Here is a 12,464-nt window from a genome sequence, read left to right as displayed (position 1 = left end):
TACCACTAACGGTGGCTGATGCGGCGGTGATCAACGACTTTGCCGGCATGGTCGACATCGGAGGCGGCCGCAAGATGTATCTGGAGTGTCGCGGCACGGGGTCACCCACGGTCGTGCTGGTCGCCGGACTCAGGGGTTCTGCCGAGGAATGGATCGTCGCCGGTAAATCATTGCCTCCGGTCCTTTCTGAGGTCGCCAAGTTCACCCGGGTATGCGCATACGATCGACCCGGAACGCCAGTGGGTGAGAAACCGAGTCGGAGCGACCCGGTCCCGCAGCCGACTACGGCGAGGGATGGAGTCGTCGACTTGCACTCCCTGTTGCGCGCAGAAGATGAGCCGGCCCCCTACGTTCTCGTCGGTCATTCCTATGGCGGTCTGATTGTCAGGCTTTACGCCAGCACCTATCCCCAAGAAGTATCGGGCCTGATCCTGGTCGACACTCTCAGCGAGGGGCTTCAGGATGCAGAAACTCCAGCGCAGTGGCCGATACAGCGAGAGCTGATCGAGGGCGATGTAAGGGAAAGCCTGCTCGAGTACCCGGCTCTCGAAAGGATCGATGTCGATCGCTCCTTCGACCAAATCCGCACAGCCCCACGATTGCGTCCAATGCCCTTGATTGTGCTTTCTGCCGATCGGCCATGGGGACCTCAAATCCCCTCAATGATCGCGTCGGGTGCGCTACCGGCGAACGTTCCGCCGAACTTCGGTTACATCACCGACGCCGCGCAGAAACAGGCCCAGGAGAAACTCGCCCGGCTGGTACCACACGCGAAGCACATCACCGAGACGAACAGCGGTCACGAGATCCATAAAGAGCAGCCTCAACTCGTGGTCGACTCGATCCGCCAGGTTGTCGAGGCGGTACGCAACGGCAAGCTGCATCCCGCGCACTGAACGCTGTGCTCAGGATGGTCGAGTGAACGACGCTAGAATCACTTGTGCTTCAGGTTAGGGAAGGGTGATCGGCGTTGTTGGCGTCAGCACGCGAGACATCTGTCTAAGGATGTCATTTGAAACGCCTTCGGCCTTCGTCGTGTGGGGACCCTCGGTTTCCGTTACCACCAAGGCGGTCTTAGTCGGCGGATAGTATGCCGTAGCGGTATGCCAACCGAAAAAGTTACCGCTCGCCACGAGCCAACCGTTGTTGACGATCGTCCCGAGACCGAAGTACAAGGCGGGCGTGTTGCGGCCAAGTCCGACGTTGGTGGTAGCAGCGATCTTTGCTGCCGATTCAGGCGTCAGCAACTTGCCGGTACCGAAGGCCTGCTCCCAAACAGCAAGATCGCAGACATCGGAGTTGATCTGTCCCGAAAACGAAGTCCACGACGGGTTCCAATAGGTAGAGTCTTCGTAGCGGTCGCGGTCAGAGGTGTAGGCATGTAACACCGGGCTTTGAATTTCCGTCGTAGGCGGATAGACGGTGTTGTGGAGACCAAGCCTGTTCAAGATCATTTCGCGCAGCAGCGTGGCGTAATTCTTCTTCGTGACGGTCTCGAGAATAGAGCCGAGTACGACGAACTCGGTGTGCGAATACGCCCAATTCCCACCCGGGTTAACGAACTGCGGCTGCTGATAGGGAAATAGGCTGAGCCGGACAAGCTCGCTCGTGTTGAATTCTTGATAGGGGTTTTTGAGGATCAGGTCGGTAAACGACGGGATGCCTCGAGACGCATCGGCCTTCGCTGTCACGTAATCGCCAAAGCCGCTGCTCGATGATGCGAGCATTTGGACCGTCGCGAGGTTTGCAAACGGATATGCAGGGAACCACTTCGAGACCAAATCAGCAAGATTGATTCTTTTCTCGTCGACCAGCTGCAGCAGAAGCGTAGCCTCAAACTGTTCCGCCGCCATGCCAACGCGAAAGTGCATCGCAGTTGACGCCGGGACACCGGGCGTCGAGTTGCCGAGCGCTGTCGTAAGTATCGGCTTCGAGCCTCGCGTCGCATTGAAGATGACAGCATTGAGTCCGTACGCGTTCTTTGCATGCGTAAGAACTGAGAGCAATGATGCGGTCGTCCCGGTCGGGGTGTCGGAAGTCGGCGCACAGGCCGCCGCGATTGGACGGGATGGAATAGGGACCTCCTCGCCTTCGCTCCCGGTCGGAGCGAGTGCGATAACCCCGAGCAGCATAAGGAGCAGATGACGCCGCAGATTCATAATGGCGAACACTATGAAGATGTTTCTATCTGGGTGATAGCGCAGCAAATTGCCGAAGTTATTCCGCCGCGGGTGCGCAATGGAAACAGATGCCGCCAGGTGGACTTTTGGCAGAACGGCGCGCGAAGGGGCACCGGCGCGGTTCTCGACAGAGAGAATCGAGCCTAAATCAGCTACTCGCGGCAGAATCTGAGCTTCTCCGGTGCCCTCAGATCGAAGAAAATGCGCGAACATGCGTATTAATTTCGAGTTTACTGCGAAGAACGCGAGAACGGAGGACTGGCTGGCGGATGTTGGAGTCTGGTGCGAACTCGTATCGAAGTCGAATAATTGCAGTTTTTGCAGTCAAAAGGGCGGTTTGGGGAAAAAGCAGAAAAAAGCGATAACTAAGCACACCATAGCATATATATGATTCTAATAGCTTTCGGCTCGTCCCTCTGGTTTTCGGAATCCCGGTACATCGGATCTGATGATTTCGCAAATGATTTCGGCTCCCAACCAGATTTTGATAAGTGCTCTTTCGGGGACCTCGTCAGACTGCGGCCCAGAAGAGAAAAGAGGCGCCGGAGATCCCCGAACTTTACCACGAAGCCTGCGCATCCATGCGAAGCAGAATCGTGCACTGGTTCAGTTTGATTCCGTTGGGGTGTACGAATCGACAGAGGCCGAGAAGGAAACTGAACCAATGCCGACCACGGCGAGAGCGCCTTCGCTGCAATCTACATCCGCGCTTCGAATGACGATCTTTAGAAAAGGAACTTCGCTAGACTTTCTTGCCGGCGCCTGCGTCTCGAACGGCGCTATTGATCTTATCCTCGAGCCGCTCCAGCTCAGCACGTTGCTCTGGCGTCAGCCTCTTCAACATCTCTTCGCGCGAGGGCTGATTAGCTGTTTCCTTGGTCTCAAAGATGTCTTCTTTGCGGGGGTATTTCAGAGACCATGTTTCGGGATGCGAATATTCCATTATCCACGCGCGCGCCCGCCATTTGCCGCGCGAGAACTTCTCCTTTGTCGTCACGGTCTCCTTACCGCTCGAATCCACAGTTGTCGTCGTCACTCGGCTGACAACCTGCGGAAGAGACATCGAGTAGATATAGGCAAGTCCATCAATTTCGGCTTGGGCATCAGCCGCCAGCACGGCTCGGTGGAATTCGAAGTAAACACCCCTGGTGGCCGCTTTCCCTTTCTTCATCCAATCGCAAAAGGTCTGATAGCTGATGCCAAGGCTACCAGCTATTGACTCTATTGAAGCCATGATCGTGAGGCCGTCGACAAAACGCTGCTGGATTTCTGGGGTGGGCCTGATCGCCCGTCGTCTGGCCATTCAGATTCCGTTCCCTCTTTCGTCTCAGTAGTCGCCCACCGGCGACCGTCACCCGCCACTGCCACTACTTTCTTCGCCTCTGACTATGCTCGCTTCGTGGGTTGCGAAGAATACTGGCGATGGCCTTTTTTGAAATTCTCGGGCGAGAGCGGTCGTTCCGCCGTCCCGCGACCTTTCGTTCCTCCTCTGCTCAGCGTGGATGGAATTGTATTGATCCAGCGATCGCACCACGACTGCTCCGTACGTGTTAGTCGCGAGATTTCTTAAGCTGCCGAGCAAATGTAGAGTACGAAGGAATCGCGCAGACCTGAAGTGAATGCGGAAGCTTGGGGTCGCAGACCTGTTTCCAGTCGGCGGGTGGGCGGACCAAACGGTTCGTTCGGCGGAGGAGAGAGGTGGCAAAACCGTGCGTAGAAGGGCGCATCTCTATCGATGTGATGGAGTGGCATCGCCGCGGGCTGATGGAGTTCGGAGAGGTTATTTGCTGGCACTTTCAGCGTGAATTCAAAGACATCCTCTTCATGACCATTGATGTGGAGCGGAACCGGGTCGTGCTCCGCTTTGACTATCAGGCGCCCCGCCGTAATTTGAAAAAGATCGAGCTACCAATATGGCTCGACTGGAGCAAATGCGGGTTCGGCGGTAACCGGGTTTGGTTCCGCTGCCCGGGTCTTCCCTGCGGCCGGAGCCGAGTCGCTGTGCTCTACCAGGCCGGAGGCGGGTTTGTTTGCCGCAAGTGCTGCGGATTGTCCTACCTCAGCCAGCGAACCAGTAAGTCGAATCGTGATCTCCAAGCCTGGAAGCGGGAAAGGCAGAAACGACGGATATACCGCAAGTCTCTTGATGGCCGCTACGACTACTTTGAGCTGTTGCCGCCGCCACCGGGGGTGTCGATATCCCGTGGCAAATCGGAGCCGCCGACGCCTCGCACCATAGAGTTTTCAACGAAGCGCCCGACCGATATGCCCACCAAGCCGTCAGTGCGCAACGAACCCCGGCCAGATGCACCAACAACAAAGCGAGCAGAACCGAAACTGAACTTCGTTGATACTCCTTCCAGCAAACCATCTGTGCAACAGGCGCCCAAGCCCGATGCGCCAGCCGCAAAGCGGACGGAACCGACACCAAACTGGGCAAGGCCGACGATGAACTGGAATGATGTTTCACCGGAGAAATTCAAACGAGGAGACGAACTACGACCCAATCCCCTGTTCGAGCAAGACAGGGAAAAGCGCCGGGCTCTACCGGTTTGTGCCTGGTGCGGTGATCCTATCGAAACAGACCCAGTCGAAATCCGCGGAGTTGACTATCATCGAGAGTGTTCGAAAAGCGCTCGCTCAGCCATGTTTCCGACCGTGAGATTCGACTGAGGTTCCGACCAGATCGTCAGAGAGTACTTCGCATTCATCGCGTTCATTCGCACGAATGCCGTCGTCGCGGATCTCCCTCTGTAAAAGGCAGGGATGGGTATGAATGCGATCTCTCAACCAGCAGATTCGAATTCTCTGAACATCTCAGGAACTATACTGACTTGCTCGACCATCTCGGTCTTGACGCCGAGCTTGAGACTTTTCAGCAGCTCGCACGTCTCTTCTCCATCGATCAGCTCGATCTGAGGGGCACCGTCGCGAGTCGCCTCACGCTTCGCGTCGGGCGTGAACCGGCCGGTAGTGATGAAGAGTCCCTTGTCGGTTCGTCCCACCATTGCTCCCCGAAAATCGCGGATGGCGCCCGCGCTGACGCTGTCCTTGTATCGTTTGCACTGAAAGAACACCTGGAAAGAAAGCAGGTTGACGCGAAGCACGCCGATTCCGTCGATCCCTCCATCTCCGGACTTGCCTTTGACCACTACCTTGACGAACCCCGACTCGCGCAAGATCCGCTGTGCCAATCGCTCAAACGCGTCCGGCGCCATATTCTGGAGGATGGCCAATAGTTCATCCTGCCAACGCAGAGCCGGCGGGTCCTCTTCCAGTTGTTCAGGGGTCGATTGTTCTGAACCGTTCGGCGGCTTTCGGTCCATCGCACGGACCTGCGCTACGATCTTCTTGACGTCCGTCTCGGTCAGCGCCTGTCCGGCGGCAGTGATGCTCCACACCCCGCGCTCACTGTTCCGGATCGCGCCGACTTTGTGGAGAAAGGTCCGCGCCCATTCCATACGGTTCTCAAACTTGGTTCGAGGACCATCGCCTAGTGGCAGGTTTTGAACTTCCTCAGGAATAGCCATGAGCTGCCCTACTCGAGTAAGCAGCTCCTGATTTGAGGCGGACCCGCCGGTTTCTTTCAGAGCCTGCAGCGTCGGCCACATCATCTCGTCGAAGGTCGGGACCTTGCGATTGGTCGACATATCGCGGGCGAGAGTACCAGTTCTTCGATGTGACTCATAGTCCGTAGACGAATAATCCACAGCCGGTTTAGGTCTCCGCGCAATGGCGCGGCGGACCAACATCACCGAACGATTCGGACTACGTGTCCGCGAACTCCGACAACGGGCGAACCTGTCGCAAGAGGAGTTCGCTGCGAGATGCAATCTGGACCGCACCTATATCAGCGGCATCGAGCGCGGAAAACGAAATGTCGCGCTGCGGAACATCGAAGCAATTGCGCAAGCGCTCCACATCAGCATCGCAGAGCTGTTAAAGACGGTATGAGCGGATCGGGTAGTGTTGGAATCGAAAACTCAGCGGCGCAGCCCGGCACCGCATGACGTCTCCATTGGCGGCGTAGTCTCGACTCGAGCTCGTCCACGCCAATGCTGAGCCAGTCGACTATACTGACGCGAGTTTCGGCTTTGCGATTTCCTCGTACGGCGCCCGTCTGTTAGTTTCACCTCACATGCCAAACGCTATGGACAACATCGAGAAATACCAGAAGCAACTTCTGGAGCAGACGCAGAAACTGTTCCGGGAGACGCCGATTAGCGAAGCGACCACGCAGGCGTACCTTGCGACTCCTCGGCATTGCTTTGTCACACGTTATCGGGAATGGGGCACCAAAGAGTGGCATGAGGTGAATGCAAGTAGTTTGGCCGAACACATCCAAACTCTGTACGCGAACCGGCCAATAATTCTCTTTGGGGACGACGACCAGGATGTCCCGTCCACTATCTCACAACCCGCGTTCGTGCTCCGGATGCTCGACCTTCTGCAACTCAAGCCGGGACACAAGGTCTCTGAATTGGGAGCTGGTAGCGGATGGAACGCCGCACTAATGGGGCACCTGGTGGGATTGGAAGGACATGTCACGAGTCTTGAGATCATTCCGGAGCTCGCTCAGAAAGCAGCGGAAACCATCGACTCGTTGGGAATCGCGAACGTACATATCGTGGCTGGTGACGGAGCGGAAGGCTACCAAAACGGAGCTCCATACGATCGCGCGTTTTTTGCCGCGGGAGCGTTCGATCTACCGCATTATTTCTATTAGCAGGTTCGGGACGAAGGTTTGCTGCTGGCGGTAATCAAAAGCGAAGGCGGCGGCGATAACCTCTTCCTTCTGCGCAAGACCGGCGATCACTTCGAATCGATGGACTCACAACCTTGCGGGTTCGTACAGCTTCGGGGCAGATACCAATTTGAAGATTTGGAACCACCAGTATTGGAGAAGGCGACACCCGAGTGGAGCGAGCTTCAAGGCAAAGAAATCGGCAAAAGGCGCTTCTGGTGGGGCGGCAAAGGAAAAGCGGGCTTCATGTTAACGACTTTCGGTATCCGCTCCTTTCTGGGAATCACCGAGTCCACGTTCCGTGCGTTCAAAACTGAAAAAACCGACCAGCAGGCTGTAGAACATCACTACTTCGGGCTATGGGACGCGGAGCACCGCTCACTGGTCGTCGCGAAAGACGACCTGATGATCACCTATGGCAATACTGAAGCCGAGGAATGTCTGCTGCAACGTCTTCGACAGTGGGTAGAGGTGGGCATGCCAACGGCAGCCTGTCTCGACCTTAAGGTATTTCCGATCGATGTGCAGCTACGTGCGGCGATAGTCAGTGGCTCGTCAGACGCAGGGATTCGCAATTTCTATGGACTTTACCGGCTTGATCGCGCGTTCCGCCGACACACCGGCTCTTCGCTAGATACCGTGGTGTGCGTCAAGTTCTTATGGGAGTGAGCAGGCAGGGCGAGGGCGAACGTTCCTAGTTCGAAAGAGTCTGTCTCATAGCGCGCTCAAATGTAGCGCAATGCACAAGGCCTTTCTGAATAGATCTAGGCGAACAAGGCGAAAAACGTGCGTGAAGACGGAACGAGGTTTGCGCTCGCTTGCCAGTACAGCAGCCTTGGGACGGCAGTTTGTAGCTAAGATGACGCGGTGGCGAATGGCAGGGTTCGGCAGCTTCGGTCCGGTCGAAGACTACACCGACGAGCGCTCGGACTTTGACACCTTCGATCCCCGCTACTATCCGTTTCTCGCCAACCCGCACGGGGGTTGCCCTCCCGAGAACTTTAAATCCCTTACGTCACTTGCTAAACGACTGAAATTCTTGGTGTTTCCCTGCCAGTTATTTGAAAGTGTGCAACTTTATGTTTAAGTCTTGGTGATCAAAGGTTCCGATTCCAAAGCCCCATTACGCTCGTTTGCAGGCTCAGCGGATGCACGATGACCATCCACGTCAGCGCAGCTTCGGAGTTAGCCGCAGGCGGTCGCTTTTACGCACATAGGTTCTTTAATTTGATTCATGCTGGAGACAGTCGGAAGTCATTTTGCGAGTGGAGCAGAGCAAGCGCCCCCGAAACTACTCCGTCCAGCAGCGCCCGCTCTGGGCGGACTCGCGCGAGGACTCGTAATCCCATCAAAGCGCCTAGCAGATGCTGGGCAAGAGTCTTTGCCGCAAGCGATCGCGTAATCGTGCCATCGGCCTGCCCAGCCTCGATGCGACCGAGAAAGAATTGCTCGACCCGGACGAGGACGGCGGCGACGATACTTTGGAAATCCGGGTCATTCGGCGCAACGTCGAGCGCCGCGTTCACGAGCATGCAGCCCTTATGCTGGTGGTCGTCGAGCGACCTCCGGACGATCTCGGCGAAGAACGCGCCGATTGCCTCGCGCGGCGCCAGTGCCTCGCAGCGGTGGATACGATCTACGACGCTATCCTCGACGTAGTGATCTAGCGCCCTTTGATAGAGCGCGCGCTTATCGCCGAACGCGTTGTAGAGACTGGCGCACGTGATCCCCGTCTTCTCGATGAGATCGCGAACGGAGGTTGCTTCGTAGCCGCGCGCCCAAAAGCACTGCACAGCGGCGTCAAGCACCGTCTCCTCGTCAAATTCCCGCGGCCTTGCCATCGCTTTATCCACAGCTGCCGCGAGAGTGCCTTCTTGCCATCTCTGCGACAGAGGGGTATTCTAGAACGAATGATCTAAAACTGCAAGGGCCTGCCAAATCACGAGGCAAAGACTATGATCCGATTGTATTTCCACCCGACGCCAAACCCGGCGAAGGTAGCACTCTTTCTCGAGGAGGCGGGCCTCGCTTACGAGACGATCCCCGTTGACACCAGCAAAGGCGAGCAGCACCACCCCTCCTTCCGGGCCATCAATCCCAACGGAAAGGTCCCAGCGATTATCGACACCGACGGCCCCGGTGGTCGGAAAGCTCGCGTCTTCGATTCTACCGCTATATTGATTTATCTCGCCGAGAAGACCGGCAAGTTCCTCGGCGCGCCGAACGATCGCCCCGAGCTGCTCTCTTGGCTGCTCTTCATCGCCTCGGGCCTCGGGCCGTTCTCGGGCCAAGCGGTACATTTCCAATTCGCCGCCCCCGAAGGGCTTGCTTACGCGGTAAACCGCTACCGTCGCGAAGCCGAACGACACTATCAAGTGCTCAACGATCACCTTGCCGGAAACGACTTCATTGTTGGCGACACATATACGATCGCTGATATGTCGGCCTGGGGCTGGCTTGATCGCGCTTCGCGCGTGCGCAAAGGCGCGGATGATCCGCTAGCCCCATACCCCCATCTGAAGCGCCTATTTCATACGGTAGATGCTCGGCCGGCGGTCGTTCGAGCGCGCGCCGTGGGTAGGGACCACAACTTCAAGAAGGTCAACGACGAGGAAACGAAGCGCGCGCTGTTTCCTTCGAACTATCCGCCGACAGCTTGATCATGCGTCGCACGTAGAGACTCCTAAGAGGTTAAACATGAGTGATAACGCTTCATACACGCCGCCAAAGGTCTGGACCTGGAACAAAACGAACGGTGGTCAGTTTGCCAGCATCAACCGTCCGGTCGCCGGTTCTACGCACGAAAAGGAACTGCCTATTGGCAAACATCCACTCCAACTCTATTCGCTCGGCACCCCGAACGGTCAAAAAATTACGATCATGCTTGAAGAGCTTCTCGCGCTCGGGCACAGCGGCGCAGAATATGATGCTTGGCTGGTCAAGATCGGTGAAGGCGACCAATTCGGCAGCGCCTTCGTGGCAGTGAACCCCAATTCCAAGATCCCTGTCCTCGTAGATCGCAGTGGCCCTACGCCGATTCGCGTCTTTGAATCGGGATCAATCTTGGTCTATCTGGCCGAGAAATTCGGCGCCCTCCTGCCGACTGAGACCGGACCACGCGCGGAGTGCCTTTCTTGGCTCTTTTGGCAGATGGGCAGCGCGCCCTATCTTGGCGGCGGCTTCGGTCATTTTTACGCGTACGCGCCGACGAAGATCGAATATGCGATCGATCGTTTCGCGATGGAGGTGAAGCGTCAGCTAGACGTGCTCGACCGGCGGCTGGCCGAAACCAAATACATTGCGGGCGACACTTCACGATTGCCGATATTGCCGTCTTTCCGTGGTACGGGGGGCTGACGAAGGGCTGGTTGTATGGCGCTGCTGAGTTCTTGAGCGTACAAGACTACGTGAACGTCCTCCGCTGGGCCGACGTCCTGCTTGAACGACCGCCCGTCCAACGCGGTCGGATTGTCAACCGCACGTTCGGAGGATTGTCGAGTCAATTGCATGAGCGCCACGACGCTGACGATTTCACCACAAGGACGCAGGACAAACTCGCCGTGACAAGTTAACTAACCTGCGCGTGTAACCTAACGATTCGTCATCAGACCCTCTAGAAGATGGCGGTGCCTTCAAGACACGGGGGGCCGGTTTCTGGGTCGCCAATATCTACCGGTACAGCGCGAGAGGCCAGGCTTCGGCAATACCCTTCTCGCTATCAATGGATTATTTTCAATTGGAAGCATGAGTCCGTCGTAATCGCGAAGTCGTGGAGTGGCCACACAGGGGTTTGATAACACAGGTGCCATGCGCCAAAGGTAAAAATCATTGGAACTTTATCACAGCAGGATGTCGGTATGTTCGGAGAAGGTTATGCTCGTGCTCCGCGAGAAGGGGTTGAAGCCGATCGAGCATCACTTGGATCTTCGCAAGGGCGAATCACATACACGCGAGTATCACAAGCTCAATCCTAACGGGGTAGTGCCAACGCTGGTTGATCGGGGCAAGCCGATCATTGAGTCGACCATTATTTGCGAATATCTCGATGATGCGTACCCAGACCCTCCTTTGCGTCCCAGCGACCCGCTGCACCGTGCAGAGATGCGAATGTGGACCCAAATTCCTGACACGGGGCTGCATCATGCATGCGCGACATTAAGCATCGCGATTGCGTTCGGTCGTCAGATCGAAGCGCAGGGCGGCGCACAGCTAAAAAACCGTCCGAATCCAGTCGAGACCGCACATTACAAGAGCCTGGTGAGGAAAAAGCTTGAGCATCCTCGGTTTCCCGAGGCGGTCCGATACTACGACAGCGTCCTGGCGAAAATGGCGCATCAGCTTGAATCGACGCCATGGCTGGCCGGTAACGGATACAGTCTCGCCGATTCGGCGATGCTGCCATATATCCTGCGACTCGAAGACCTATCGCTCGGATGGATGTGGGAAGGCGCACGGGCTTCGGTGGCAGATTGGATGGATCGATCGAAGCATCGAAAAAACTTCAGCGCTATCACGGACTACCGCGACTCGAAGTATCTCGAACTGATGGGACAGGCAGGCAGCGACGCCATCTTGCGCGTCAAGTCGATACTGACTGAGTAGCACTCGACAATGACCGAAGTGTCAGAGGGCAAATAGAGACAGGCTAATAAAATTACAACTGTCCTTGCTCAATGCTTCGCCCGCTACGGTGTGTGAAGACTGATTTCAAAAAAGCGTCCGGCCGGCCGGGAATGGGGCGGTACGCGGCATGAGGTCACGGTGGTCGAGAACGGGGTGATGTTTCGCGGCAAGCGTTATCGTTCTCTCTCGCAGGTGGCCCGGATGATCACCGGGAGGCAGTGGTCAGGACCCTTGTTCTTCGGGGTCAAGGCGCGGGCGAAGGAGGCGGCCAATGGAGCACGCTAAGGGCCCCATCCGCTAGCTAGCTCCTTATTAAAGGATCGATTTGAAGCGTTGCAAGTGGCGATAAGCATAAGTTTACAAACTCTCTATGCGCTGTCGGTCGAGGCGAGGGTTCGGTCTGTTCCAATGAAGGGAACGCATCGCGGATCACCCACGCCCGATTAGTTGCCGCGTTCTAGAGAGAGAACTATCAGTTGCCATTGGGCGACGCGACGAGCTCGTCGTTTAGGTGATGCAAGGCTGCCCGATCAACCGACGAGTCGTATTGAATTGCCTTCCCCGTGACCGTGATCTGCGAGCCGTCGGCCGAAACCGTTTGATTCTCGTTGACGATCGCGTCGATCATGTCGGGCCATTTCTCGAGTGCAATTTTTTTCAGCTTGTTGCTGATCTTGGCCTCGTCGATCGCGTCGGGCGAGAACGGCTCGGTGTAACTTAACTCGCCGAGCGTAGAGTAAGGTTTGCCGGCTGGAGGCGCCTCCGTGGTGACCCAGACATGAGCAGTGTCAACGCGATGCTCGAAGGCCATTTGCTTTTCAACGTGCTCCGACCTGGCGGCCTCCAGCGCACCGCAGCCGGAACTTGCGAGCGCCAGTCCGATGGCGAACAATGTTAGAACCTTCGCTGAACGCATA

Annotated in this window: 16 protein-coding genes and 1 pseudogene; 12 read left to right on the top strand and 5 right to left on the bottom strand. The window is 56.6% G+C overall.

Annotation, left to right across the window (positions count from 1 at the left end):
* The first annotated feature begins 11 nt into the window (after positions 1-11).
* Positions 12-896 carry an alpha/beta fold hydrolase gene (locus WB650_RS14360; RefSeq protein WP_423960929.1) on the top strand — a complete coding sequence of 295 codons (885 nt, stop codon included), beginning with the start codon at positions 12-14 and terminating at the stop codon, positions 894-896.
* A 54-nt stretch (positions 897-950) separates the two neighbouring features.
* Here the strand turns inward: WB650_RS14360 and WB650_RS14355 are convergent, their stop codons facing one another.
* Positions 951-1,925, bottom strand: a complete 975-nt coding sequence (locus tag WB650_RS14355) for a serine hydrolase domain-containing protein (RefSeq protein WP_423960953.1) — start codon at positions 1,923-1,925, stop codon at positions 951-953.
* Between WB650_RS14355 and WB650_RS14350 the strand changes: the two genes are divergently transcribed.
* Both WB650_RS14350 and WB650_RS14345 read left to right on the top strand, forming a co-directional pair.
* Positions 1,852-2,145 carry a hypothetical protein gene (locus WB650_RS14350; RefSeq protein ID WP_423960954.1) on the top strand — a complete coding sequence of 98 codons (294 nt, stop codon included), beginning with the start codon at positions 1,852-1,854 and terminating at the stop codon, positions 2,143-2,145. The genes WB650_RS14355 and WB650_RS14350 overlap by 74 nt on opposite strands.
* Positions 2,142-2,327 (top strand): hypothetical protein, encoded by a 186-nt coding sequence (locus WB650_RS14345; protein WP_422302962.1) that lies wholly within the window; start codon positions 2,142-2,144, stop codon positions 2,325-2,327. The genes WB650_RS14350 and WB650_RS14345 overlap by 4 nt, the downstream gene beginning before the upstream one ends.
* A 595-nt stretch (positions 2,328-2,922) precedes the next feature.
* Here the strand turns inward: WB650_RS14345 and WB650_RS14340 are convergent.
* Positions 2,923-3,483: a hypothetical protein gene (locus WB650_RS14340; protein ID WP_422302947.1), complete on the bottom strand. Its 561-nt coding sequence runs from the start codon at positions 3,481-3,483 to the stop codon at positions 2,923-2,925.
* 395 nt (positions 3,484-3,878) lie between these two features.
* Between WB650_RS14340 and WB650_RS14335 the strand changes: the two genes are divergently transcribed.
* A complete protein-coding gene (locus WB650_RS14335) occupies positions 3,879-4,853 on the top strand; it encodes a hypothetical protein (protein WP_422302949.1) in 975 nt (324 codons plus the stop codon).
* A gap of 113 nt (positions 4,854-4,966) precedes the next feature.
* On the opposite strand, the gene WB650_RS14330 is transcribed toward WB650_RS14335, so the two are convergent.
* The gene (locus WB650_RS14330) at positions 4,967-5,830 is read right to left on the bottom strand and encodes a restriction endonuclease (RefSeq protein WP_422302951.1); all 864 of its coding nucleotides are present in this window, start codon (positions 5,828-5,830) and stop codon (positions 4,967-4,969) included.
* Positions 5,831-5,912: 82 nt separating this feature from the next.
* Here WB650_RS14330 and WB650_RS14325 point away from each other — a divergent pair, with 82 nt between their 5' ends.
* The 4 genes from WB650_RS14325 to WB650_RS14310 all read left to right on the top strand — a co-directional run bounded on the left by WB650_RS14325 (position 5,913) and on the right by WB650_RS14310 (position 8,011).
* A complete protein-coding gene (locus WB650_RS14325) occupies positions 5,913-6,134 on the top strand; it encodes a helix-turn-helix domain-containing protein (RefSeq protein ID WP_422302954.1) in 222 nt (73 codons plus the stop codon).
* Positions 6,135-6,318: 184 nt separating this feature from the next.
* Positions 6,319-6,906, top strand: a complete 588-nt coding sequence (locus WB650_RS14320; protein WP_422302956.1) for a protein-L-isoaspartate O-methyltransferase family protein — start codon at positions 6,319-6,321, stop codon at positions 6,904-6,906.
* 18 nt (positions 6,907-6,924) lie between these two features.
* Positions 6,925-7,593: a hypothetical protein gene (locus tag WB650_RS14315; RefSeq protein WP_422302958.1), complete on the top strand. Its 669-nt coding sequence runs from the start codon at positions 6,925-6,927 to the stop codon at positions 7,591-7,593.
* Between the two features lie 121 nt (positions 7,594-7,714).
* Entirely contained in the window at positions 7,715-8,011 is a 297-nt protein-coding gene (locus tag WB650_RS14310) for a hypothetical protein (RefSeq protein WP_422302960.1), read from the top strand.
* A 145-nt stretch (positions 8,012-8,156) separates the two neighbouring features.
* On the opposite strand, the gene WB650_RS14305 is transcribed toward WB650_RS14310, so the two are convergent.
* Positions 8,157-8,765: a TetR/AcrR family transcriptional regulator gene (locus WB650_RS14305; RefSeq protein ID WP_422302359.1), complete on the bottom strand. Its 609-nt coding sequence runs from the start codon at positions 8,763-8,765 to the stop codon at positions 8,157-8,159.
* 114 nt (positions 8,766-8,879) lie between these two features.
* Here WB650_RS14305 and WB650_RS14300 point away from each other — a divergent pair, with 114 nt between their 5' ends.
* The 4 genes and pseudogenes from WB650_RS14300 to WB650_RS14285 all read left to right on the top strand — a co-directional run bounded on the left by WB650_RS14300 (position 8,880) and on the right by WB650_RS14285 (position 11,832).
* The gene (locus WB650_RS14300; protein ID WP_422302361.1) at positions 8,880-9,584 is read left to right on the top strand and encodes a glutathione S-transferase family protein; all 705 of its coding nucleotides are present in this window, start codon (positions 8,880-8,882) and stop codon (positions 9,582-9,584) included.
* 37 nt (positions 9,585-9,621) lie between these two features.
* Positions 9,622-10,496, top strand: a pseudogene (gene yghU / locus WB650_RS14295) (glutathione-dependent disulfide-bond oxidoreductase).
* 256 nt (positions 10,497-10,752) lie between these two features.
* Positions 10,753-11,526 carry a glutathione S-transferase family protein gene (locus tag WB650_RS14290; protein WP_422302363.1) on the top strand — a complete coding sequence of 258 codons (774 nt, stop codon included), beginning with the start codon at positions 10,753-10,755 and terminating at the stop codon, positions 11,524-11,526.
* A 99-nt stretch (positions 11,527-11,625) separates the two neighbouring features.
* Complete coding sequence (locus tag WB650_RS14285; RefSeq protein ID WP_423960951.1) at positions 11,626-11,832, top strand: DUF2924 domain-containing protein; 207 nt, start codon at positions 11,626-11,628, stop codon at positions 11,830-11,832.
* Positions 11,833-12,019: 187 nt separating this feature from the next.
* Here WB650_RS14285 and WB650_RS14280 read toward each other — a convergent pair whose 3' ends face one another.
* On the bottom strand, positions 12,020-12,463 hold the full coding sequence (locus WB650_RS14280) for a hypothetical protein (RefSeq protein ID WP_422302365.1): 444 nt from the start codon (positions 12,461-12,463) through the stop codon (positions 12,020-12,022).
* Position 12,464 lies beyond the last annotated feature (1 nt).

The organism is Binatus sp. (SeqCode) (assembly GCF_049584895.1).
Taxonomy (GTDB): Bacteria; Desulfobacterota; Binatia; order Binatales; family Binataceae; genus Binatus.
Note: the sequence above shows the minus strand (reverse complement) of the source record. Positions and strands in the feature narration are given on the sequence as shown.

Bases quoted from the DNA above. Each gene is read 5' to 3' on its own strand.
- WB650_RS14340 (WP_422302947.1), bottom strand. From the start codon at position 3,483: ATGGCCAGACGACGGGCGATCAGGCCCACCCCAGAAATCCAGCAGCGT.
- WB650_RS14325 (WP_422302954.1), top strand. From the start codon at position 5,913: ATGGCGCGGCGGACCAACATCACCGAACGATTCGGACTACGTGTCCGC.
- WB650_RS14345 (WP_422302962.1), top strand. From the start codon at position 2,142: ATGACGCCGCAGATTCATAATGGCGAACACTATGAAGATGTTTCTATC.
- WB650_RS14280 (WP_422302365.1), bottom strand. From the start codon at position 12,463: ATGCGTTCAGCGAAGGTTCTAACATTGTTCGCCATCGGACTGGCGCTC.
- WB650_RS14305 (WP_422302359.1), bottom strand. From the start codon at position 8,765: ATGGCAAGGCCGCGGGAATTTGACGAGGAGACGGTGCTTGACGCCGCT.
- WB650_RS14320 (WP_422302956.1), top strand. From the start codon at position 6,319: ATGCCAAACGCTATGGACAACATCGAGAAATACCAGAAGCAACTTCTG.
- WB650_RS14300 (WP_422302361.1), top strand. From the start codon at position 8,880: ATGATCCGATTGTATTTCCACCCGACGCCAAACCCGGCGAAGGTAGCA.
- WB650_RS14330 (WP_422302951.1), bottom strand. From the start codon at position 5,830: ATGTCGACCAATCGCAAGGTCCCGACCTTCGACGAGATGATGTGGCCG.
- WB650_RS14350 (WP_423960954.1), top strand. From the start codon at position 1,852: ATGCCAACGCGAAAGTGCATCGCAGTTGACGCCGGGACACCGGGCGTC.